Consider the following 23861-nt stretch of genomic DNA (forward strand, 5'->3'; position numbering starts at 1 on the left):
CATGAGCGAACAACAGCCACTCGCCGGACCCTCTCAACGGATCGACAAGTGGCTGTTTTTTGCGCGAATTTTCAAATCCCGAACGCTGGCCCAGCAGCAGATCGTCTCGGGCCGGGTACGGGTCAATGGCAAACCGGGCAAGCAGCCCAGCATCATTGTCCGGCCCGGCGACGTGCTGGATATCACCCTTCCAAATCACGACATGAAACTTGTCGTTCGCCAGCCCGGCACGCATCGCGGCCCTTACGAGCAGGCGAAACTGCTCTATGAAGACCAGTCACCGCCGCGCCCGCCCCGAGACGCCATGACCGCTTTCGAACAGGCACAAAGACTTCCCGGCTCAGGCCGTCCGAGCAAGCGCGAGCGCCGGCAAGTGGACCGCCTGATGGATGGCGACGATTGACACGAAGGGCCACCGAAAATGACCGGCCGTTTTCCATTTTCGAATATCTCAAGCCTTTGATGCATTGGAGATATTCGAAATCTGCGGAAGGCGAGCATACGCTGTATCTTCAAGCCTGGTATCAGAGCTGGCCGGTCTGGTTTAAGAGTCGCCTGACGCGACACTAGGAAAATCGACCTCTATCGCATCGAGATAGGGATGATTTATCCTTGCTAACAGTTCTGGAAAGCAGTAGCTCACTGCCCTTGTGGAAAAAGCTGTGCATGATATGGGACAGTCGATTTTTCCTTGCCTAATCCGTTCCTGCAAGACGCGGCGTCGCACTCGCCATCGAGAGATCTCTGGAGTACCGCATGACGTATATCGTGACTGACAACTGCATACGCTGCAAATATACCGATTGCGTGGAAGTATGCCCGGTCGACTGTTTTTACGAAGGTGAGAATTTTCTGGCCATCAATCCCGATGAATGCATCGATTGCGGTGTATGCGAGCCGGAATGTCCGGCGGAAGCCATCAAGCCGGACACGGAGCCGGGTCTCGATAAGTGGCTGAAAATCAATGCGGAGTTTGCCCAGGTCTGGCCAAACATCACCACCAAGCGCGATGCTTTGCCCGAAGCCAAGGAAATGGATGGCGTCGAAGGCAAGTTCGAGCTTTATTTCTCGGAAAAGCCTGGCACAGGCGACTGATTGGCGAATTGCGACGCGGTCTCACCCGATACCGGATGTCGCCCCCTGGTGCCGCCGCCCCCTGGTGCCGCCCATTGGGCGGCAATGGACGATGAGCTGCAAATTGAAGATCGCCTCGTCCTATTCCTTTTCAAATGTCTCAAGCCCTTGCCGCATTTGAGATATTTGAAACGCCTTCCGCTTCACCTGTTTAAGACTTGGGATAAAACTGCATAGCAGCTTCTGTTTTTTATGACAGCAGCCATGCAATTGCGTGTCATTGTGAACGAATTGGCGAGACCTGGGCGGCGTCAACGCGCAAAAAGAATCGGTACCGCAGCTTGACGATTTTCTGAATTTCTAAAAAAATCAATAGGTTAAAAGATATTTTATTTTACCTTGGCGAGGCTGACCAATGACAGGTCAAACCGCACCCTTAAAGAAGAACAGTTTCCGCCGTCAAGCTGTCGCAAGGCAGCAAAATATTGATTTCCTCACTTTTTTATGTTAAGCCTATTGAACTGATCCACACGTGAGGGCATTTGTGTGCCCAAACCTACCGCGAAAGCCGAAAAATCCACGAAAGTTATGTTTGTGACATGTAAACCTCGCCGGTTCTGTCGCTGATGTGCTTTTATTCGTTTGATCGTAACTGGATCAGCATGGAGTCACCCGACGGTTCCCCCGTCTCATCCGGGTCTTTCGGCCTGGGGTCGGCTGTCGCCGATACAGTAACAGGGAGTTTTTAGAGCGAATGACGACCCAGCAGAAAAAATCCTCGACGCGTCAGGGCTTCAAGACAGGTGAGGCGATCGTTTATCCGGCCCATGGCGTCGGTACGATTACCGCCATTGAAGAGCAGGAAGTCGCGGGCATGAAGCTTGAGCTTTTTGTAATCGATTTCGATAAAGATAAAATGCGTTTGAAAGTGCCGGTCACCAAGGCTGTCACCATCGGAATGCGCAAGCTTTCGGAAACCGATTTTGTTGATCGGGCTTTGAAAGTCGTTCAGGGCAAGGCACGTGTCAAGCGGACCATGTGGTCACGCCGGGCACAGGAATATGATGCGAAAATCAATTCCGGCGACCTGATTTCCATTGCCGAAGTGGTGCGCGACCTTTTCCGTGCCGAACACCAGCCGGAACAGTCCTATTCCGAGCGTCAGCTCTATGAAGCCGCACTGGATCGCATGGCGCGTGAAATCGCCGCCGTCAACAAGATGTCTGAAACCGAAGCCGTCCGGCTGGTGGAAGTCAATCTTGCCAAAGGCCCGAAGCGCGGCAAGTCCGTGGAAGAAGACGAAACTCAGGAAGAAGCAGCGTAAGCTTGCTCACTCCAACATAAAAAAGCCCGGCATTGCCGGGTTTTTTTATGTCTTCTGCACATCCATGGATGCTTTGGCTTTGGTTTTTACAGCAGATTTTCCGAAAATCGATGTCCAGATCCCGATGCGATGCTTTAGCGTCTGCCAGGTTCATATTGAACCAGACAGACGCTAAACTCTCTTGTTTTTATTTGTCTTTTCGGGAAAACTAGGTTCCACTTTTCCTCTGGAAGACTCTAAAACAATGCTCCGGCAAACAACTGTTCGTCGTCTTCAAAAACCTCGGCCTGATCTACGACCATGTCAAAGCCAGCCTGCAAGGGCAGGAAACGCTGATGAATATCGCGCTCCTGCGCCATCGTGTAGATGGCGAAGATTTTCTGGCTGAGCGGCAGCGCAGCAGCGGGAATAGCCGATAGCGACGGCATATGCCCGCGGGCGCGGTCGGCGATTGCCAGGCAATCCAGCAGCAGGCCACCCAATTCGCCATCGAAATCAAGCTTGGTCACCGCCGCGCTGATCCGGCTGAACACCAGCTGACCTTCAGCCCCAAAGGCCTCAAGACCCTTTTCCATATCCGTCGCAACAACGCGGATCTTATCCAGCGCGAGGTTCAGCGGCTCATGAATATGGTTGATGTCGTCATTGTCGTCGCGGGTCAGCGACGCCGTCGCCTCTTCGACGCAGCGCATGTCCTCGACAATAGCATCGGCTGGGGTTTCCAGCTTGGCGGCAAAGGTGCGCAATTCTCCACTGACGACATTGACGGACCGGCCGGCATCACCAAGACGGGAGCAGCGAAGATTGGAATTCAGCGCCATATAGTGAATATCGGTCTTGATCGACCGGATCGTCTCAATGCCTTCCTGGAGCGCCTGAGCGGACTGGGTAACGGAACTGACGACAGCATCCGATTCATGGCTGCGGTCCTGTACGCGCGCCGAAAGCGCGCAGGCATGGCTGATATCGCTTTCCATCTTGCGCAGCAGGCTGCGGTCATTGTCACCGCCCGATTGATTCAATTCGTCACGCAGCGCCAGAACGCGGGCAGCATCACTGGTAAAGCTCGACATATTGGCGGCGATCGATGTGCATTTCTGCCGGAAATCATCCAGGGATTCCTGCAATTGCGCGTGGGCAAGATGCAGGACAGCCTGACGAAGCGCCTCTTTTTCAGCCGGGTCACGCAATCCGCCAGCCGCAAAAAATTCCTCCAGATAATCCAGGCTACTCTGGATATGCTCAATGCGCTGACGGGTAATGTCACCAATTTGCAAGGCCGAGAGCACGTTGGCGATCTTGCCCTGAATGGCGCGGGTGAGCCCTTTCACATCATTGGCAATGCCAGCCATCGTCTTGTGCTGGGTTGCCAACTGGTCGGAGCTTAGGGTCAGCGAGCTGACAATGGTGGGAATGGTGTTGCTGAAATCCGACAAGATGCCATCGGAAAACGCCCGTGCCGTGTCCAACTGGCCGCGCATACCCGCCAATTGCTCGGCAAACCGGTCGATTTCCTCGGCACCGGACTGGATACGCTCACGGATTTCATCGGCAAAGCCCGAAAATTCGGCAAGCCCCGCCCCGGTTATCTTCACGGTGATGGCGAATGTGCGCAGGTAGCGAATGGTCTCACGCATTTCCTCGACATGGGAATAGGTCGAGGCACATTGATCGGAGATCTGGCTGAAGGAGTCCTGGCGCGCCGATGCCCGTGCGGGCAGCAAGGCGAGATCGGAAACCGTCTTGCGAAGACCCTGGACGGTATCCGTCGTCGTCTTGCCATCCAAAACGCCGGTCAACTGGTCGAGGCTATCCACCAGACTGCCGAGATTATCCATCACCGATACCAGTACGGCGCCGCCATCGAGAAAGGACTTCTCGATCCGCGAATGGGCGGAGGCAAGCTTCACCTCAAAATCGGAGTGGGAATTGCCGGTCGAATGGGCCTTGAAAACTGGTCGCACGAATACACCTCACAAGAGCGATATTTCGGCACATTAGCTCCAATTCAAGAATGACAGGTAAATTCTGCAAAACATTCGTATCGAATTCGAGATAACGACAATCCTTCAAGGCAGCCTTCCAGCCGGATGCATTTTCGCACCCGGCCAGCGACTTAAAGGCTTATTGTTCACCCAGTTTCATGGACGGATCATAGATCTTGCCCTCGACGGTCTTCACCACCGCCTGGCCGCAAAAGGTCTGGTTGACGGCAGGGTTGAATGTCAGGCTGGGCGAGCCGTGCAGTTCCCAGCCCTTGTTAAGGGCATCGGTCACCCGGTGACAGAAGGTGGCGTCGTCGGGACCGGTGAGAAAACGATAGACTTTCATGGGGATCATCCTTTCTGGATTGAAGATGATGGTCGTGGTTCAAGAAGAGACAGCTTGGACAGAAGATGCTCGGCTTCGGCGACATGCAGCCGCTCGATCATCCGGCCATCCAGATTGATGACATTGAGATGCGCCGCCTCCGGCGCCGCAAAAGCCGCGACAATCTCCCGCGCCTCGGCGATGTCGGATTCAGATGGCCCGAAATACCGGTTGGCCGCATCGATCTGGGCCGGGTGGATCAGCATCTTTCCATCAAAGCCCATCGAACGGCCCTGGCTGCATTCGGCTGCAAAACCGTCAAGATCGCGAAAATCATTGGAAACTGCATCGATAACCTCAAGTCCGTAAGCACGGGCAGCCAAGACCACCTGCATCAGCCACGGAACCAGATATTGACGGCCAAGGCCCGGTGGCACCCGGGTTTCCTTGCGCAAGTCGTTCAGCCCGACCACAAGGCATTCCAGCCCCAGTGCCGCACCCGCACTGGCAAGCTCCGCCGCCGCCAGGACGGCCTTCGGTGTCTCGATCATCGCCCAGAGGGCAGGCCCCACCCCGGCTGCACTGCGAAGCCGGTGCAGGTCTTCCACCCGTTCAGCCTTGGGCAGCAACACCGCATCCGGCTTGATCGCCTCGACAAGGGCTAAATCCTCGGCAAACCAGAGAGTATCATTGCTATTGACGCGGATAATGGCTTCACGACCGTTCAAATCCGCGTGTTGCAAAAACCGCCGCAGGATGTCGCGTGCCTCGGCCTTGCTAGCATCTGCAACCGAATCCTCCAGATCGAAAATCATTCCATCGCAAGGCAGCGACAGGGATTTTTCCAATGCACGAAGGTTGATAGCGGGAACGCTGATCAACGAGCGACGAAAACGCGGCCTGCGATTGGGCGGATTGGTCTGCATGGCAGTTCGCCTTTCGGTTGTTTGACATTCATTGCGACAAGGGTTGCGACCTCAATAACTCTTGTAAAGCGTCAGGAGAAGCCCCACCTTCAAACCATTGAAAGGAACACTATGATGCAGAACCTTCGTGCTCTTGGATTGCTCGGCCTTGGGGTCATCGCCTTGACTGCGGCAGCTTTATTGACTTTCTCGCTGACGCTTGTGCTCGGTGCCGTTTTGACGGGAACGCTGGCATGGCGCGCTTTGACGCTCAAGCCGAAGCCGGTTGCCGTCCACGCCCGCAAACGCCAACCAGGTCAGTCCGAAGAGCAGCAGCCAGTGCGGATTTGGAATGACGGGCGCGGCACCATCATCGATATGTAATAGGTCGCCGTATACGCGTGAGACCATGCGTCGATGAAGCAAGTGGCTCCAAGATTCTCCTTCAAATCGACAGGCTTTTCGGTTATGCGAAGAGCCAATCTCATTCAGGTCCAGTGAAGGTAACGTCTATGGAAAAGTTCACGAAGCTCACCGGGGTCGCGGCACCGCTGCCGGTCGTCAATATCGATACGGATATGATCATTCCGAAGGATTACCTGAAGACGATCAAGCGCACTGGCCTTGGAACAGGCCTGTTTGCCGAAGCCCGCTATCATCAGGATGGCTCGATCAATCAGGATTTCGTGCTCAACAAACCAGCCTATCAAAACGCCAAGATCCTGGTCGCTGGCGATAATTTTGGCTGCGGCTCCTCGCGTGAACATGCGCCTTGGGCTTTGCTGGATTTCGGCATCCGTTGCGTGATCTCCACCAGCTTTGCCGATATTTTCTACAATAACTGTTTCAAGAACGGCATTCTGCCGATCGTCGTCAGCCAGGAAAACCTGGAAAAGCTGATGGACGACGCGCAGCGCGGCTCCAACGCTGTGGTGACCGTGGATCTGGAAACCCAGGAAATCACCGGCCCGGATGGTGGCAGCATCAGCTTCGAAATCGATGAATTCAAGCGCCATTGCATGTTGAACGGCCTCGATGACATCGGCCTCACCATGGAAAAATCCAGCGCGATTGCTTCGTTCGAGACGGCCAACGCCGCATCGCGCCCCTGGGCCTGATCCCTAAAGCGTGTTGCGGCTTATCAGCCTCAAGCAACACGCTTTAAGTTTTTGTTTTTACGCATGTCGTTACCGCAAAACCGCTGCACACTTTTGCGCGACATGCTCTAGCCCTGGTCCTTGGGCCTGATCTGAAGTAATTCGCCACAACCCGTGGCAGTCATCGCTAAGGCGGAACGCAGGTTCCGCCTTTTTCTTTGCCATGTCGCATGGCCAAACCGTACCGTTAGCAGCGCTGGCGTCCTTGAATTGCCCTTGATCGCCCGATAAAACCGCCGCACTCCTGTTTCAAACGAGGTCGGCTCATGACAGTTCGCACACTCTTCCTTCTTCCTGGCGATGGCATTGGGCCTGAAGCCATGAACGAAGTTCGCAAGATCGTTTCCTATATGAATTCCGCGCTGGGTGCCGGCTTCGAGACCGATGAAGGTCTGGTCGGCGGTTGCGCCTACGACGCTCATGGGGCAGCAATTTCCGAGGCTGACATGGCCAAGGCGATGGCAGCAGATGCCGTGCTGTTCGGTGCCGTCGGTGGCCCGAAATGGGATGCCGTCGAGTACGACGTTCGCCCGGAAGCCGGTCTTCTGCGGCTGCGCAAGGACCTCGAACTGTTCGCCAACCTGCGTCCGGCGATCTGCTATCCGGCGCTGGCTTCTGCTTCCTCGCTGAAGCCAGAGCTGGTCGAAGGCCTCGACATCCTGATCATCCGCGAACTGACCGGCGGCGTGTATTTCGGTGAGCCGAAGACCATTACCGACATCGGCAATGGCCAGAAGCGCGCCATCGACACCCAGGTCTACGACACCTATGAAATCGAGCGGATTTCTGCCGTGGCCTTCGAACTGGCCCGCACCCGCCGCAATGCGGTCTGCTCGATGGAAAAGCGCAATGTGATGAAATCAGGCGTGCTGTGGAACCAGGTGGTAACAGCGCTGCACAAGGCCAAGTTCTCCGACGTCAAGCTGGAGCATATGCTGGCCGATGCTGGCGGCATGCAGCTGGTACGCGCGCCAAAGCAATTCGACGTCATCGTCACCGACAACCTGTTCGGCGACATGCTGTCGGACGTGGCCGCCATGCTGACGGGGTCGCTCGGCATGCTGCCTTCCGCTTCGCTTGGCGCACCGGATGCCAAGACCGGCAAGCGCAAGGCCCTGTATGAGCCCGTCCATGGCTCAGCACCGGATATCGCTGGCCGCGGCATTGCAAACCCGATTGCAATGATCGCCTCGTTTGCCATGTGCCTTCGCTATTCCTTCGCCATGGTTGATGAAGCCGACAAGCTGGAAAAGGCCATTGCCAACGTGCTCGACAAGGGAATTCGCACCGGCGACATCATGGCGGACGGCTGCAAGCAGGTCGGCACTGTCGAAATGGGCGATGCAATCCTCGCCGAATTCCAGTCCCTGATGAACTGATCGACGGGATTGATAAGGATTTCCAGCGCAAGACACAGGCTTGCGCTGGAACAGGATTACAGTGTCACATAGTTGAAGACATCCGCCTGTATGTGCTGGTTCTCTGATAAGGGACGCAGCGCACGGGGGTCGCGATGACAATTCTTGCCAGGATCAAGAGCGGGCGGCGACGTGTGCCGGATTGCCGGACGCGCCTGTGTCTGTTGGCGGGGTCGAGTTTGGTTGTGTTGATGGCGCTGCTGTTCGATACCGCCATCGGCAATGCGGGCCGCCTGACCTGCCCGGTCTTTTACCGGATTGCCACCGTTCTGACCCGCATCGGCCAATCGGACTGGTGTCTTTTGGCGAGTTTTGTGATCGCCGTCCAGGCTGCGGCCAAATCGCGATTGGCCAATACGGTGGAGGAGCGCTTCCGGGCGCTGTTTATCGCCATGCTTGGCTGCTACGCCTTTGTGACCATCGCGGGTTCAGGTCTTGCGGCAAATCTGTTGAAACGCGCCCTCGGTCGCGCCCGGCCAGATCAATTCACCGATGCCGGCGCCTTCGACTTCCTGCCTTTTGCCAATTCAGCGCGCTTTGAAAGCTTTCCTTCCGGCCATGCCACCACCATCGGAGCGCTGATGATGATTGCCGCCCTGATCGCCCCCCGCTACCGGCTGGGTTTTGCCATCGCCGCCCTCTGGCTCGGCATGACAAGGGTGATGGTCGGTGCGCATTACCCGAGCGACGTGGTGGCCGGCCTGGGGTTCGGGGCCTGGTTCGCCTGGATCGCAGCGCTCGGCTTTGCCCGTCGCGGACTGGTTTTCCGCCTCTCCTCCGACGGCAGTCTCGTTCTGCGGCAAAGACTGATCCAGGATAGTGGCCAACGGTATGACATGCCGCAGAGGGCCCAGACACCCCAACAGGAACCGGACCCGTCCTTGTCTGCGGCTGCGGCGTGATTTTGCAGCAATAAGAAAGGCGCCCGGAAAGTGATTTCCGGGCGCCTTGACGTGTGACGGGAAGAGGATCAGCCGTCGATATCGTTGTTCTTGGTTTCCTTCAGGAAGATCATGCCGATGATGAAGGACATCCCGGCGATGATGATCGGATACCAGAGGCCGTAATAGATATCGCCCTTGGCTGCGCTCATCGCGAAGGCCGTTGCTGGCAGCAGGCCGCCGAACCAGCCATTGCCGATATGATAGGGAAGCGACATGCCCGTGTAGCGAATGCGGGTCGGGAACATCTCCACCAGCATCGCGGCAATCGGCCCGTAGACCATGGTGACATAGATCACCAGCACCGTCAGCACGGCAATCAGCGGCACCCATTTGACCTGGGCAGGGTCCGCCACCATCCTGAATGCACCGCCATTGGCAACGGTATAGACCGCCATTTCAGGCGCAGCGGCAGCTGTTGCCTCTTCCGGGGTCAGCAACTTGTCGGTGACGAGCTTTGCCGTGGGCACCATGGTCTTGGCACCAGTACGGACAGTGTCGGCACTCAGACCCAGTTCCGCATTGGCGGCGATAAAGCCATCAAGCTTGCTATCGGGGACCTGAACCGGCGCCCGAACCAGCGGATAACCATTCTGTTGCAGGGCGACATTGATCTTTTTCTGCAGGGCGGCATCCAGAGCCTTGGCGTTGGCGCCAGCCTTGACGGCGTCATAGCTTTCGATCTGACTATCGCCAAGCTTTACCGTCGCAGCCGAGCCAGCCGGGCCGGGCACCACTTCATACGGCACCGAATTCTTGGTCAGAAGCGCCGTGGCTATATCGCAAGAGGTGGTGAATTTTGCCGTGCCGGTCGGATTGAACTGGAAGTTACAATCCTTGGGATCGGCAGTCACCGTTGCCTTCAACGTATCCTGCGCCTGTGCCAGAGCCGGATTGCCAGCCCAGGTCATCGCCTTGAACAGCGGGAAATAGGTCACCATAGCCAGAAGCAGCCCCGCCATGATGATCGGCTTGCGACCGATCTTGTCGGAAAGCCAGCCGAAGACCACGAAGAACAGCGTGCCGAACGCCAGCGCGATGGCCACCATGATATTGGCGGCCTGTGGATCGACCTTCAGAACATTCTGCAAGAAGAACAGCGCATAAAACTGGCCGCAATACCAGACCACTGCCTGGCCTGCGACAGCACCGAACAGGGCAAGAATAGCAATCTTGGCATTCTTCCACTGGCCGAAAGCTTCAGAAATTGGCGCTTTCGACTGGGTGCCCTCTTCCTTCATTTTCTTGAAGGCGGGCGATTCGTTCATCTGCATGCGAATCCAGACGGAAATCCCCAGTAGAATGACCGATAAAAGGAAAGGAAGACGCCAGCCCCAGGCAGCAAAGGCTTCCTTGCCCATGGCTGTCTGGATACCGAGAATGATCAGCAGCGACAGGAACAGGCCCAGCGTTGCCGTGGTCTGGATCCAGGACGTATAGAAACCGCGACGGCCATGCGGCGCATGTTCGGCCACATAGGTCGCAGCGCCGCCGTATTCACCGCCCAGCGCCAGGCCCTGCAACATGCGCAATATGATCAGGATAATCGGAGCAGCGATGCCGATGGTCGCTGACCCTGGTAGAATACCGACCAGAAAGGTCGAGGCGCCCATGATCAGGATGGTGACCAGAAACGTATATTTTCGCCCGACCAGATCGCCCAGCCGTCCGAACACCAGCGCGCCGAAAGGCCGCACCAGAAAGCCGGCGGCAAACGCCAGCAGCGTGAAAATATTGCGGGTGGTTTCAGGATATTGGGAAAAGAAGGTCGCGCCGATATAAATCGCCAGCGAACCGTAGAGATAAAAATCATACCACTCGAAAACCGTGCCGAGCGAAGAGGCGAAGATGACCTTTCGCTCCTCCTTGGTCATGCTGCGCGGCGCGGCGTGCAGGCTTGCGGCATTTGCCATTGCTGTTCCTCCAGAACGAGTTCTCCGATGACCGCGCACCTTCCTCCAAGGCTCAATTCGCGGCTCCGAATTACCAACAGACTGACAGAATTCAGGGAAAATCGAGAGGCATGCTTTGGGCTTATGACTTTCGTCTAATGTTATAGCCGGTTCGTCGGCATGCAAATGGACAATCCGTTCCGGAATTTGCACGCATGTGACCCCTATTTACAGCGTGAATTTCTTGACACCGGCACAAAACCCGGTAAAGGCAAGGACGAAAGGATCATGGAATGCGCGCACTCGGCTTTTACAGTGCTGATCATCTGGAACCGGCAGGATCTGCCCGGGCGATGATGGCGTTTGCCATGTCCTCAACCACCAAGGCCAAAACGACGACCAAAACCGTCTGACGTCTCTGGCCTCCGCTCTCTCCCCGGCACGGCCGGGGACAAGGAAGACGCGGTCACGCGCCTTCCCCCTCAAAAAACCGAGGAGAGACAGAAAGAGAGCAGGAAAATGGGTTTCAAAGTTGCAGTCGTAGGCGCCACCGGCAATGTCGGTCGCGAAATTCTCAACATTCTCGTCGAACGCGGTTTTCCGGTCAGCGAAGTCGTGGCTTTGGCCTCGTCCCGTTCGCAAGGCACGGAAGTGTCTTATGGCGACAAGGTTCTGAAGGTCCAAAATCTGGAAAATTATAATTTTTCCGATACCGATCTTTGCCTGATGTCGGCGGGCGGCACGATTTCACAGAAGTGGTCGCCGAAGATCGGTGCCCAGGGCTGCGTGGTCATCGATAATTCCTCGGCCTGGCGCTACGATTCGGATGTGCCGCTGATCGTGCCGGAAGTAAACCCGGATGCCATCACCGCCTTCAAGAACCGCAACATCATCGCCAATCCCAATTGCTCGACGGCCCAGCTGGTTGTGGCCTTGAAGCCGCTGCATGATTTCGCCACCATCAAGCGCGTCGTCATTTCCACCTATCAGTCGGTATCCGGCGCCGGCAAGGAAGGCATGGATGAGCTGTTCACCCAGACCCGCGCCGTCTTCGTCGCCGATCCGGTCGAATCCAAGAAGTTCACCAAGCGGATCGCCTTCAACGTCATCCCCCATATCGATAGTTTTATGGAAGATGGCTATACCAAGGAAGAGTGGAAGGTCCTGGCCGAAACCAAGAAGATGCTCGATCCGAAGATCCGCGTGACCTGCACAGCCGTGCGCGTTCCCGTGTTTATCGGTCATTCGGAATCGGTCAATATCGAGTTCGAGCGGGAAATTTCTCCCGACCAGGCCCGCGATATCCTGCGTGAAGCACCCGGTTGCCTGGTGATCGACAAGCACGAGAACGGCGGCTACATCACCCCCGTCGAATGCGCTGGCGAAGATGCCACCTATATTTCCCGCATCCGCGAGGACGCCACGGTTGAAAACGGCCTGAATATCTGGGTCGTTTCCGACAATCTGCGCAAGGGCGCGGCTCTCAATGCCGTTCAGATCGCGGAATTGCTGGTCAATCGCGGTTTGATCAAGCCAAAGGCCCTGGCAGCCTGAAGACGGGATTTCGGCAACGGCTGGACGCAATCGCGCTCAGCCGTTTTGCCTTGCCCGACTTGAATGCAGATAAGCCGGATGCAGCCGAAAGGCGGCTGCCCCCCTTCCCTTTTCCAGACGAGGTATCGATGCGAACCAGGACGTTTTTTGCCATAGCTTTCACGGCTCTCGCCACACTGGCGACAGCACAGGCTGCAAATGCCGCCCAATGCGGCAATACGTCCGCCGGTTTCGAGCAATGGGTGGAAGGCTTCAAGCGGGAAGCCGTGGGCCGTGGCATCAGCCAATCGGTTCTCGACCGCTCTTTTGCCAATGTTCGTTACAATGTCCCGACCATCCGGGCCGATCGCGGCCAGAAGAGCTTCAAGCTCTCCTTCGATGAATTCATGAAAAAGCGCGGTGGGCAAACCATCATCAGCCGCGGCAAGTCGATGAAAAGAGCAAATGCCCCGCTTTTCGCCAGCATCGAGCGGCGTTTCGGCGTACCGGCTGGCCCTATCATCGCCATCTGGGGCATGGAAACCGGGTTTGGCAGCTACATGGGCAATGAACACACGCTGTCCGCTGTCTCGACCCTCACCTACGATTGTCGCCGCAGCGATTATTTCCGTGAGCAGCTTTACGCCGCCTTGAAACTGGTGGCCGATGGCGATCTGGACGTAAACTCCCGTGGTGCCGCCCATGGCGAAATCGGCCAGACGCAGTTCCTGCCGAAAAATGTCACGCTCTATGGCGTCGATGGCGACGGTGACCGCCATATCGACCTCATCCATTCCCGCGCCGACGCCCTGTCGTCCACGGCCAATTTCCTGAAGGGTCATGGCTGGCAGCCCGGCCTTGGTTATCAGCCGGGCGAGCCGAATTTCTCCGCCATCGGCGGCTGGAATGCGGCCACGGTCTACCAGCAGGCGATTGCCTATATCGGCAAGCAGATCGACGCTCCCTGAGACCTACAGCACCGTAGAGAAAACCGGCATGGTTTTCGCTTCGTTTCTATAGATGAGAACAATCCATGAATGAAGGGCGGCGCATTGGAAAATGCACCGCCTTTTTGTTTGGAAGTGTACTCATTTGACATTACCTTATTGGTTGTAATTTCAGTTATTACGTGCATTAATGCCCTCTAAATTTCAAATTTAGGTTGATATGATCGAGGGGGGCTTCGTGAAAAATATCAAAGTCGCAGCATCGTTAGTCGCAACACTCTGTCTTGTCGCTGGCTCGGCCAGCGCCCAGAGCCTTGTCTATACGGATCAGGGCAGCAATTGGTCCGCGATGGACCGAGCGATCTATTACACCCAGGACCAGGGATCGCGCCTGATGCCGCTTTCCTGGATGCAGGCACTCACCTTACCGGATGGCACACCGTTTCTCGCCGACAATCTGACGCGATATGGCTATCTGACAATGGATGGCCCGAACAACGGGCTTCCGGTTGGTTTTACCGTGACGGGCCCGGATTCCCGCAAGGAGGTGGGCATGACTTGCGCCGCCTGCCACACGCGGGAAATTGCCGTTTCCAACATCCGATACCGCATTGATGGCGGCCCGGCGCTCTCCGATTTCCATAGCTTCCTGCTGGATCTGGATGCATCCACCCAGAAACTCGTCGTCGATCCCGCCGCCTTTGATCGGTTTGCCAAGACGGTTCTGGGAACGGACTATCAAGATCCCAGCAGCCGTGCACAATTGCAGGTGGACTTTACGCTTTGGACGCAACGCTACCATGCTATCGTCAGCAAGGGCGTTCCCCATGACAGTTGGGGTGTCGGTCGACTGGATGCAGTGGGGATGATCTTCAACCGGCTCACGGGCCTTGATCTCGGCCCACCGCCATCACGGTTGATCGTAGCCAATATCCAGCCCGCCGATGCGCCGGTCCGGTATCCCTTCCTGTGGAATGCCGCCATCCAGGACCGGACCCAATGGCCGGGCTTTGCCGCCAATGGCAGCGATATTCTGGGCTTGGCGCGCAATGTGGGTGAAGTCTATGGGGTGTTCGGTGTTTTCGAACCCACCAAGGAAAAGTGGTCACTACTCGGCTATGATTATTTGAAGGGTAACTCCCTCAACTTTGAAGGGCTCAGCACCTTGGAGGATCTGATCAAGCAGATGGGGCCGCCCAAATACCCCTTTCCCGTCGATGCGACGCTTGCCAGCAAAGGCGAAACACTTTTCAACACTTGGCGCGGCACCAATGGAAGCGGCAACAGTTGTTTCGATTGTCATGGACAGAAGCCCGGCACGCCCTCGCTTGGTAATGCCACCTGGGCCACGCCCCTGGTGGATGTCGGAACTGACAGCCGTGAATATAATGTCATGAACTGGACAGCATCACCCGGTGTAATGACGGGCGCCCGCATTCCCTTCGCCAACGACAAACTTGCCGCAACCTCACCGTCCATTGATATTCTGACCGTTGCGGTCGAAGGCAGTATTCTACAGCATTATGCCGAGAGCATTTTTGATCTGCGCGACCTGAAATTTCCGTTATTGCAGAGCGCCATCGACGATGCCTTCGAGTCGAAGCTGCCAGAGCTCAACCTTTCCTCGGATCTCAAGGAATTGCAGAATGCCTTCCCGCGCTCGCAGGGCAAGACATTGGCGGGGCTCCAGGCAAAAATCTCGACCGCAAGGAAAAATGCTGCGCTCAAAGCGACCGGAAGTACAACTGGCCAGGCACCGGACTCGTCGAATTCTCCGACCACCGAATTCAAATACGAGTCCCGGGTTCTCTACGGCATCTGGGCCACGGCTCCCTATCTGCACAATGGTTCGGTTCCAACCCTTGCGGATCTGTTGAAATCGACCGACCAGAGACCGCAGAAATTCGCTGTCGGCGCCGATTACGATCCGAAGCTGGTCGGTATCGCCGCCACCCAGACCGGATTGAATACGGTCACTCAGACGACGGATTGCAGCCAGCGAAATTCCGGCAATAGCCGCTGCGGCCATGAGTTCGGCACCGACCTTTCCGACAACGACAAGGTCGCACTGCTCGAATATCTCAAGACGCTGTAATAGATTACGCCACAGCAAACAAACAACGGGACCGGTTTATCCGGTCCCGCTGCATAGAAGAGGCTCTCAGGCCTTCAATACATTGACGATAGGCGAAGCTTTTCCGACCAAAATTACGGGTCCAACCGCAGAAAATCACGGCTTTCGGGGTCCATCACCCATAATTCTCCATTGGAGATATCGAACCAGGCACCATGGATGGCCAGTTTGCCGTCCTCTTCCAAAGCCCGGACATTGGGAAAGGTACGCAGGTTTTCAATGGAGTTGCGGATCGAAATCCGCTCCATGGCCGTCTGGCGCTCGGCATCGGTCATGACAGAGGCATTCTGGATCTGCTCGGCAGCGGGCTTGATCAGGTTCATCCATTTTCCAATGAAATCACCAGGAGACAGCGGCTCGGAATCCGGGTCCAATGCAGCGCGGATACCACCGCAGCGCCCATGGCCCATGACGATGATGTTCTCGACCTTCAATGCCTGAACGGCAAATTCGAGTGCCGCAGAGGTCGAGTGATACTGGCCGTCCGGCTCATAGGGCGGCACCATATTGGCGACATTACGCACCACGAATAACTCACCTGGACCACAGTCGAAGATGGTTTCCGGAGCTGATCGGGAATCGCAACAGGCGACAATCATGGTTTTGGGGTTCTGGCCCTGCTCGGCCAAGGCCCTATACCGGTCCCGCTCGTCGCTATAGCGGCCGTTCATGAAGTTGCTGTAACCGGCGAGAAGGGAAGCTGGAAAATCTGTCATGGCTTTGGATTATCGCGATGCAGCACGGTTGACAAGCAAGGAAAACCACCAGTGCCCGCCACCTTTACACGTCATGAGCGAACCGGTCGGCTGGCCGGATGCAGCAGCCTGCGAATCTGTACCAGCGCCATCGGCGTGATCAGGCTCGATTGGTCCTGTTCCAGGGTCAGTTCGTCACTCTGGCGCTTCAGTGAGCGGGCCAGCACTTCATAGACACTGGCTGTCGCCAGTTGCAGGGCCTTCTCCTCGCTATGCTGCTGGAGAAGCCTGGCCAAAAGCAGCGCCGAAAATAGATCGCCCAACCCGTTCGGCACCCCGTCCATCGCCCGGTGTTCGGCCAGCAGCGCATTGCGGTTCGACAGGAGCAGGTTGCCAATACTGCCCGCCATCATCGGCACCGCTGAGGTAACGGCCATCAGCGACGGCCCGAGCGACAGGGCCGCATCGATGATCGCGGCATTGGTGTCCAGCTCTGCACCGGCCATCCAGGCCAGTTCATAGCGGTTGGGCGTGGCGATATCGGCCAGCGGGATCAAGTGATCGCGGATCGCAACCGCCGTTGCCTCCGGCACGTAGAGGCCCTGCAGATCGCCGATGACAGGATCGCAGAGATAAACGAGATCGGGATTATGCTGCTTCAACGCCTGAACCAGCCGGGCCACAGCCAATGGCTGGCGTGCGCTGCCGAAATAGCCCGTCATCACAGCCTTAACCTCGGAAAGCCAGGGTGCCCGGATCAGGTCATCGATGGCCGCATCGAAAACATCGTCGGGAAAGCTCATGCGGGTGGAAGGGCCGTGGCCCGGATGCCAGGGCAAAACCACAGTTGGCATCGACCAGACCGGGAAGCCAAGACTTTCAAGCGCGAAGACGGCGGCGCGATTGCCGACCGATCCGCGAATGACATGGCTGGAAATGGCGATGACGGCACCGGCTGGGCTTTCGGACATGGACGGATGAAACCTCGTGAACGTGTGATCCTACTCGACGCTTTTGAGGCTGTTTTGTCAAATTTTGATGGCTAGCGGCGAAAATTCGACCGCTTTTTGGGATTTTGTCTCCAAAAAAATGAAAAAAACAAAAATTCGGCTTGTGGAACCCACATTTGCGCTCACAGATATGATTCTGAAATCACTGGTAGTGCATAGTGACGAAGATACCGCAGCAAAATGCCTTGGAGGAAAGTCGTGGTTGCAGCAAAACGGGTAAAACGGGACCAGCTCTTTGAGCTTGCCAGATCCACAGCCGGAGAAAACCAGCCCGGCCTCATCGATCCGGGCGCCCTTTTCGGACGCGCCAGCGATGACGATCTCCAGCATTACGATGCCGCGATGCTTCGAGCTGCGGCCCTTCGCGCCAGCCAGGACCTGCAAGACTGGCAGGGCAAGGGAGCACAAGTGCGCATTTCCCCCGTCGAAGGCATCGCCGCCGATGGCGCAAGCCTCAGCGTGCTGTCCATCGTCGATCGCAACAAGCCGTTTCTCTATGATTCGGTCATGGGCGAGGTCACAAGCCAGTTTCGTGATATTCATCTCACCATCCATCCGATTCTGGTCAAGGCGGAGGGCCGCTGGACACTCGCCGACACCCAGACCGAGACCAGCGACCGCGTGAGCTATATCCAACTGCATCTGGCGCCCTTGAACGAGGATCAAGCCAAGGGCCTTGCGGAACGGCTACAATCCGTCGTTGCCCAGGTCGGCACCGTTGCCAGTGACTGGCAGCCGATGATCTCGCTGCTCGACAGCGTCATGGCCGAATTGACCGAGCAGTCCAATGTCAAGCGCAAGACAGAACGATCCGAAGCCATCGCCTTTCTGGAATGGCTGCGCGACGACAATTTCACCTTCCTCGGCATGCGCGAATATCTTTATTCCGGTGATGGCGCGAACGCCAAGCTGGAGCGCGACAAGGGCCGTGGACTAGGCATACTCTCCAATCCCGATGTTCTGGTGCTGCGCCAGGGCCGCAATGCAGTGACGACAACACCGGAAATCCTGGCCTTCCTTCAGGGGCCGGATGACCTGATCGTCACCAAGGCCAATGTCAAATCCGTGGTGCATCGCCGCGCCTATATGGATTACATCGGCATCAAGCGCTTCGATGCTGCGGGCAAGGTTGTCGGGGAGTTGCGGGTCGTCGGCCTATTCACGGCCACCGCCTATACCCATTCCGTCAATCACATTCCCTTGCTGCGCGCCAAGGTCGAAAAGGTTACCGACCAGTTCAATTTCGACCCTTTGAGCCACTCCGGACGGATATTGCAGAACACGCTGGAATCCTACCCACGCGACGACCTGTTCCAGATCGATACCGAAACGCTTTCGCGCTTCTGCGAGCAGATCATGGATCTGAGCGAACGGCCAAGGGTGCGTGTGCTGCAACGGATCGACCATTTCGACCGGTTCGTCTCACTGCTGGTCTTCGTGCCGCGTGAGGAATATAATTCACTGGTGCGCGAGAAGATCGGCGACTATTTCACCAAGGTCTACGATGGCCGCCTCTCGGCATATTATCCGGCTTTCCCGGAAGGTGGCGTGGCGCGAGTGCATTTCATCATCGGCCGTTCGGAAGGCAAGACACCGCGCATCGCCCAGAACAAACTGGAAGAGGCAGTCAAGGCCATTACCGCCCGATGGGATGACCGCTTCGCCAGCCTTGCTCCGCCGAAATCGCCGCAACTGGTCGTCAGCCGCGCTTTCGAGGATGCGTTTTCACCGGAAGAGACTGTCGCCGATCTCAGCCATATCCAGACCTGCCTGTCCGGCGCGAAAGCCTCTATCGCCTTCCACAATCGCCAGACGGCGGAAGGCCAGACGCTTTATCTCAAGGTGTTCCACGCCGGTCATCACCTGCCACTGTCGCGGCGCGTGCCGCTGCTTGAAAATCTCGGCTTCAGCGTCGTCAGCGAACGAACCTTTGACATCACGGTCAAAGGCAGTGGCGAAACCGCTGGCAAGACCGGAGATCAGCTGGTCGTTCTGCATGACATGGAACTGGCGGTTCGCGCTGGCCAGGATTTCGACATTGCCCGGCATGGCGCCCGCGTCGAGGCCACGTTCCTTGCCGTCTTCAACGGCGTGGTCGACAACGATGCCTTCAACCGGTTGGTGTTGAGCACTGGGCTGAGTGTCGGCGAAGTGGCTGTTCTGCGCGCCTATGCGGCCTATCTGCGCCAGGCGGGCCTGGTCTATTCCCTCACCTATATTGCCGAAACACTGAACAAATATCCTGAGATCACCGCCGATCTCTTCACCCTGTTCCACCAGTCTTTCGATCCGAAGCTTTCTGAAAAATCGCGTCCGCGCAAACTGGCGGAACTGCGTGACGGCATCGAGACGGCACTCGCCTCCGTGCCGAGCCTGGATGAGGACCGTATCCTGCGGCGTTACCAGAACGCAGTGGATTCGACCCTGCGCACCAATTATTTCCAGAAAAGCCTCTCTTCGCAGAAAAACAGCAGCAGCAATGTCAAGCCAATGCTGGCTTTCAAATTCGATCCACAGCAACTGGACGGCCTGCCGCAACCGCGCCCGTTCCGGGAAATGTTTGTCTATGGGGTGGAGGTCGAGGGCGTGCATCTGCGCTTCGGCAAGGTTGCCCGTGGCGGCTTGCGTTGGTCGGACCGCGCCCAGGACTATCGCACCGAAGTGCTCGGTCTCGTCAAGGCGCAGCAGGTGAAGAATGCGGTGATCGTGCCTGTCGGCGCCAAGGGCGGCTTCTTTCCCAGGCAATTGCCAAGCCCCGCCAACCGGGAAGACTACCTGCGGATGGGCCGGGAAGCCTATATGACCTATATCCGCACGCTGCTGTCGATCACCGATAATATCAAGGATGGCGCGGTCGTCGCTCCCGCCGATACGGTGCGGCTGGATGGAGACGATCCCTATTTCGTCGTCGCCGCCGATAAAGGCACGGCAACCTTTTCCGATACGGCCAACGGTCTGGCCCGCGAGGCCGGCTTCTGGCTGGACGACGCTTTCGCGTCCGGCGGTTCCGCCGGTTATGACCACAAGAAAATGGGCATCACCGCTCGCGGTGCCTGGGAAGCTGCCAAGCGACATTTCCGCGAAATGGGTGTCGATATCCAAAAGACACCCTTCACGGTCGCAGGCGTTGGTGACATGTCGGGCGACGTGTTCGGCAATGGCATGCTGCTGTCACGCAAGATCCGGCTGATCGGCGCCTTCGACCACCGGGATATTTTCATCGACCCCGATCCGGACATGGAAAAATCCTTCCAGGAACGCAAGCGGATGTTCGGCCTCGCCCGCTCCAGCTGGCAGGATTACGATAAGACGCTGCTATCCAAAGGCGGGATGATCATTTCACGGACGGAAAAGTCCGTCACTCTGACCCCGCAAGCCGCCGAGGCAATTGGCCTTGCCAAGAAAGTAGCGACACCGTTTGAAATCATGACCGCGATCCTGAAGGCGCCGGTCGATCTGTTGTGGTTCGGCGGTATCGGCACCTATATCAAGGCGCTTTCGGAAACCCATGCCGAGGTCGGCGATCGTGCGAACGACCCGATCCGCATTACGGCGGACGAGGTCGGCGCCAAGGTGATCGGCGAAGGTGCCAATCTCGGCGTCACCCAGAAGGGCCGCATCGCCTTTTCGCTGAAGGGCGGACGCTGCAATTCCGACGCCATCGACAATTCGGCGGGCGTCAATTCCTCCGACGTCGAGGTCAATATCAAGATTGCCCTGTCAACGGCGGTATCAAGCGGCCGCCTCGATCTCCCGGCCCGCAACAAACTGCTCGCCTCGATGACCGAGGAGGTCGGCGAGCTGGTGCTGCGCAACAACTACCTCCAATCCCTGGCGATTTCGCTGGTGGCACGCCAGGGCAGCGGTAATCGTGATGAGCTATCGCGACTGATGACCGTATTAGAGGCTTCTGGCAGGCTGAACCGCAAGGTGGAAACCCTGCCGGATGATGCGGCGCTGGCCGAGCGCTATGCAGGCGGTCAATCCCTGACCCGCCCGGAAATCGGCGTGCTTCTGTCCTATGCCAAGATCTCGCTGTTCGATGATCTGGTCGAAACCAGCCTGCCGGACGATCCCTATTGCGCCAGCATTCTCAGCAATTACTTCCCGAAGAAAATGCGCAAGCCTTACGCCGATGACATTGCCACGCATCGGCTGCATCGCGAAATCATTGCGACTGTGCTCGCCAACCACATCATCAACCGTGGCGGCCCAGGCTTCATGGCGTGGATGAGCGACGCGACTGGCGGTACGGCCGAGGATATTGCCAGAGCCGCTCTTCTGACCCGCGATGGGCTGGATCTGCGGGCCTATTGGGACCGGATCGACGCGCTGGACGGCGAAATTTCCGGCGAAGCGCAGAACGATCTCTACCAGCGGGTCGCCACGGTCTACCGCGTCTTCACCAAACTGGCGATTGATACACGGTTGGCCGCCGGTGACCTGTCGGATGTGGTGCGCAAGTTGAAAAGCGCGATCAAATCCTTCAAGGGCTTCAGCCGCTCGGTCACCCCAGCCGATTTCTCGGCGCAGATCGGTGCCGAGGCCAGCGCCATGACCGCTGCGGGCGTGCCGGAGGATCTGGCCGAGGACCTCGCCGAATTGTGGAGCCTGACGGTCACCCCGGAAGTGATTTCCGTCGCACTTCGGGCCGATGCCAGCCTGCAAAAGGCAACGGAAGGCTATTACAAGGTCAGCGAAATCTTCCGGATTGGCAGGCTGCTGTCCTCGGTCGAAAAAATTCCGACCAGCGACCATTACGACAGCCTGGCCCGGCTGCGCAGCCTGGATCTGGTGCTGAAAGCACGACGCAATATTGTCGTCCAGGCGCTGACCCAGCACGGGGACAGCCGCGATCCGGTTGCCGCCTGGCGGTCTGCGGATGCACTGCGGATCAACAGGTTGGGCAGCGAGTTGATCGCGCTCACGGAAGGCGATCCGAGCTTGTCGCGCCTCACCGTTGCCGCCAGCCTGCTGACGGACATCGCCCAAGGCGCTGCGTGAAAGGCTCGTTGCTTTAATGAGGCCGGTTTCCAGCCCCATTGAAGCTGTCATGAGATAATGCCAGTGTCGCCGCCGAGATCATCGGCTGCGACAGGCACGACAATGCAATCAGATGCACAGACAAGGCAGACCAGCAGATCCGGGATATGGGGCTGGATGCTGTTCGACTGGGCCGCCCAGCCCTTCTTCACCGTGGTCACAACCTTTATTTTCGGCCCCTATTTCGTCTCCCGCTTCACCAGCGATCCCGTCAGCGCGCAAGCCGCCTGGAGCAATGCCGCCACCGTCGCCTCCGTGGTCATCGCCCTGCTCTCCCCTGTGCTGGGTGCCATTGCCGACCGTAGCGGCTCGCGCAAACCGTGGATCGCCTTCTTTGCTGTCATCAAGATCACCTGTCTGCTGCTGCTCTGGCAAGCCGTCCCCGGCTCACCGGTGATTTTTCCGCTGGTGCTGTTCAGCCTTGCCTCGATAGCTGCCGAATTCTCTATCGTCTTCAACGATTCGATGATGCCAAGGCTGGTGAGCGCCAAGGATGTCGGCCGGATTTCCAATATGGCCTGGGGGCTCGGCTACTTGGGCGGGATGATCGTGCTGATTGCCGTCGTGCTGTTTGTTGCGGCCAATCCCGACACGGGCAAGACCATTTTAGGCAGCACGCCGCTGTTCGGGCTTGATCCGGCCACTGGTGAGGATGCCCGCGTCACCGGGCCGGTCTCGGCGCTCTGGTATCTGCTGTTCATCCTGCCGATGTTCTTCTTCACGCCCGATCAACAGAAGGGCGATCCGTTTGGCAAGGCGGTGAAAGCCGGGCTTGCCGACCTCAAGGCGACGCTGCGCGAGGTGCGGCACCGGGCGGGTATCCTCAGGTTTTTGATTGCCCGGATGATCTACCAGGACGGCGTCAACGGCTTGCTGATCCTCGGCGGGGTGTTTGCCGCTGGCATGTTCGGCTGGTCAACCATGGAAATCGGTATTTACGGCATTATTCTCAATGTCGTCGCCATTTTCGGCTGCGCCCTTGCAAGTCGGCTGGATGCGGCGCTTGGCTCGAAAACCATGGTGGTCATCAGCCTGATCCTGCTTTTGACGGCCACCTTCGGCATTATTTCCACTGGCCCCAGCTTCACCGCCTTCGGCCTGATACCGCTTTCGCCTGATAGTACCGGCAGCCTGTTCGGCACGGCGGCGGAGAAAGTCTATATTCTCTACGGCATCCTGATCGGCCTTGCCTTCGGCCCGGTTCAGGCCTCGTCCCGCTCCTATCTCGCCCGCAGCATCGCCCCTGAGGAAGCAGGCCGTTATTTCGGCATCTATGCGCTGTCAGGCCGCGCCACAAGCTTTATGGCCACCTTGTCGTTTTCGCTGATCACCACCGCCACCGGTTCGTCGCGGGCGGGCATGGCGAGCTTGATTATCTTTCTCGGCGTTGGGCTGGTGCTGCTGCTGGCAACGCCCTACCCGGCAGCTAAGAGGAGCTGAAAAATCCAGCATCAAATCTGAATGCAGCATAAAAAAAC

General features: G+C 57.4%; 18 protein-coding genes. 12 read left to right on the forward strand and 6 right to left on the reverse strand.

The window, feature by feature from the left end; genetic code table 11:
• Nucleotide 1: 1 nt before the first annotated feature.
• The 3 genes from AVI_RS17205 (at nucleotide 2) to AVI_RS17215 (ending at nucleotide 2398) form a co-directional block, all read left to right on the forward strand.
• The gene (locus tag AVI_RS17205) at nucleotides 2–403 is read left to right on the forward strand and encodes an RNA-binding S4 domain-containing protein (protein WP_015917567.1); all 402 of its coding nucleotides are present in this window, start codon (nucleotides 2–4) and stop codon (nucleotides 401–403) included.
• A 353-nt stretch (nucleotides 404–756) separates the two neighbouring features.
• Nucleotides 757–1095, forward strand: coding sequence for a ferredoxin FdxA (gene fdxA, locus AVI_RS17210; protein ID WP_041697276.1), 339 nt, complete (start codon nucleotides 757–759; stop codon nucleotides 1093–1095).
• 733 nt (nucleotides 1096–1828) lie between these two features.
• Complete coding sequence (locus AVI_RS17215) at nucleotides 1829–2398, forward strand: CarD family transcriptional regulator (protein ID WP_041697279.1); 570 nt, start codon at nucleotides 1829–1831, stop codon at nucleotides 2396–2398.
• 236 nt (nucleotides 2399–2634) lie between these two features.
• Here AVI_RS17215 and AVI_RS17220 read toward each other — a convergent pair whose 3' ends face one another.
• The 3 genes from AVI_RS17220 to AVI_RS17230 form a co-directional block, all read right to left on the reverse strand.
• Nucleotides 2635–4362: a methyl-accepting chemotaxis protein gene (locus AVI_RS17220; RefSeq protein ID WP_015917570.1), complete on the reverse strand. Its 1728-nt coding sequence runs from the start codon at nucleotides 4360–4362 to the stop codon at nucleotides 2635–2637.
• A 160-nt stretch (nucleotides 4363–4522) separates the two neighbouring features.
• Nucleotides 4523–4729 (reverse strand): DUF1737 domain-containing protein, encoded by a 207-nt coding sequence (locus AVI_RS17225; protein WP_041697281.1) that lies wholly within the window; start codon nucleotides 4727–4729, stop codon nucleotides 4523–4525.
• Between the two features lie 5 nt (nucleotides 4730–4734).
• Entirely contained in the window at nucleotides 4735–5634 is a 900-nt protein-coding gene (locus tag AVI_RS17230; protein WP_015917572.1) for an HpcH/HpaI aldolase/citrate lyase family protein, read from the reverse strand.
• A 114-nt stretch (nucleotides 5635–5748) separates the two neighbouring features.
• Between AVI_RS17230 and AVI_RS17235 the strand changes: the two genes are divergently transcribed.
• The 4 genes from AVI_RS17235 to AVI_RS17250 all read left to right on the forward strand — a co-directional run bounded on the left by AVI_RS17235 (nucleotide 5749) and on the right by AVI_RS17250 (nucleotide 9090).
• Nucleotides 5749–5997, forward strand: a complete 249-nt coding sequence (locus tag AVI_RS17235; RefSeq protein WP_041698289.1) for a hypothetical protein — start codon at nucleotides 5749–5751, stop codon at nucleotides 5995–5997.
• A 128-nt stretch (nucleotides 5998–6125) separates the two neighbouring features.
• Entirely contained in the window at nucleotides 6126–6731 is a 606-nt protein-coding gene (leuD, locus tag AVI_RS17240) for a 3-isopropylmalate dehydratase small subunit (RefSeq protein WP_015917574.1), read from the forward strand.
• A gap of 305 nt (nucleotides 6732–7036) precedes the next feature.
• Nucleotides 7037–8149, forward strand: coding sequence for a 3-isopropylmalate dehydrogenase (leuB, locus tag AVI_RS17245; protein WP_015917575.1), 1113 nt, complete (start codon nucleotides 7037–7039; stop codon nucleotides 8147–8149).
• A gap of 134 nt (nucleotides 8150–8283) precedes the next feature.
• On the forward strand, nucleotides 8284–9090 hold the full coding sequence (locus AVI_RS17250; protein WP_015917576.1) for a phosphatase PAP2 family protein: 807 nt from the start codon (nucleotides 8284–8286) through the stop codon (nucleotides 9088–9090).
• Nucleotides 9091–9158: 68 nt separating this feature from the next.
• Here AVI_RS17250 and AVI_RS17255 read toward each other — a convergent pair whose 3' ends face one another.
• On the reverse strand, nucleotides 9159–11042 hold the full coding sequence (locus tag AVI_RS17255) for an MFS transporter (RefSeq protein ID WP_015917577.1): 1884 nt from the start codon (nucleotides 11040–11042) through the stop codon (nucleotides 9159–9161).
• A gap of 498 nt (nucleotides 11043–11540) precedes the next feature.
• Between AVI_RS17255 and AVI_RS17260 the strand changes: the two genes are divergently transcribed.
• The 3 genes from AVI_RS17260 to AVI_RS17270 all read left to right on the forward strand — a co-directional run bounded on the left by AVI_RS17260 (nucleotide 11541) and on the right by AVI_RS17270 (nucleotide 15596).
• The gene (locus AVI_RS17260; RefSeq protein WP_015917578.1) at nucleotides 11541–12575 is read left to right on the forward strand and encodes an aspartate-semialdehyde dehydrogenase; all 1035 of its coding nucleotides are present in this window, start codon (nucleotides 11541–11543) and stop codon (nucleotides 12573–12575) included.
• Between the two features lie 128 nt (nucleotides 12576–12703).
• Nucleotides 12704–13522: a lytic murein transglycosylase gene (locus AVI_RS17265; protein ID WP_041697284.1), complete on the forward strand. Its 819-nt coding sequence runs from the start codon at nucleotides 12704–12706 to the stop codon at nucleotides 13520–13522.
• Between the two features lie 217 nt (nucleotides 13523–13739).
• Complete coding sequence (locus AVI_RS17270) at nucleotides 13740–15596, forward strand: di-heme-cytochrome C peroxidase (protein WP_244427784.1); 1857 nt, start codon at nucleotides 13740–13742, stop codon at nucleotides 15594–15596.
• Nucleotides 15597–15709: 113 nt separating this feature from the next.
• Here AVI_RS17270 and AVI_RS17275 read toward each other — a convergent pair whose 3' ends face one another.
• A complete protein-coding gene (locus AVI_RS17275) occupies nucleotides 15710–16351 on the reverse strand; it encodes a carbonic anhydrase (RefSeq protein WP_015917581.1) in 642 nt (213 codons plus the stop codon).
• Between the two features lie 71 nt (nucleotides 16352–16422).
• Nucleotides 16423–17301 (reverse strand): pyridoxal kinase PdxY, encoded by an 879-nt coding sequence (gene pdxY / locus AVI_RS17280; protein ID WP_015917582.1) that lies wholly within the window; start codon nucleotides 17299–17301, stop codon nucleotides 16423–16425.
• 237 nt (nucleotides 17302–17538) lie between these two features.
• On the opposite strand from pdxY, the gene AVI_RS17285 reads away from it, so the two are divergent.
• Together AVI_RS17285 and AVI_RS17290 are read left to right on the forward strand one after the other, a co-directional pair.
• Complete coding sequence (locus AVI_RS17285; RefSeq protein WP_015917583.1) at nucleotides 17539–22344, forward strand: NAD-glutamate dehydrogenase; 4806 nt, start codon at nucleotides 17539–17541, stop codon at nucleotides 22342–22344.
• A 102-nt stretch (nucleotides 22345–22446) separates the two neighbouring features.
• Nucleotides 22447–23823: an MFS transporter gene (locus tag AVI_RS17290; RefSeq protein WP_041697287.1), complete on the forward strand. Its 1377-nt coding sequence runs from the start codon at nucleotides 22447–22449 to the stop codon at nucleotides 23821–23823.
• Nucleotides 23824–23861 lie beyond the last annotated feature (38 nt).

Source organism: Allorhizobium ampelinum S4 (assembly GCF_000016285.1).
Taxonomy (GTDB): domain Bacteria; phylum Pseudomonadota; class Alphaproteobacteria; order Rhizobiales; family Rhizobiaceae; genus Allorhizobium; species Allorhizobium ampelinum.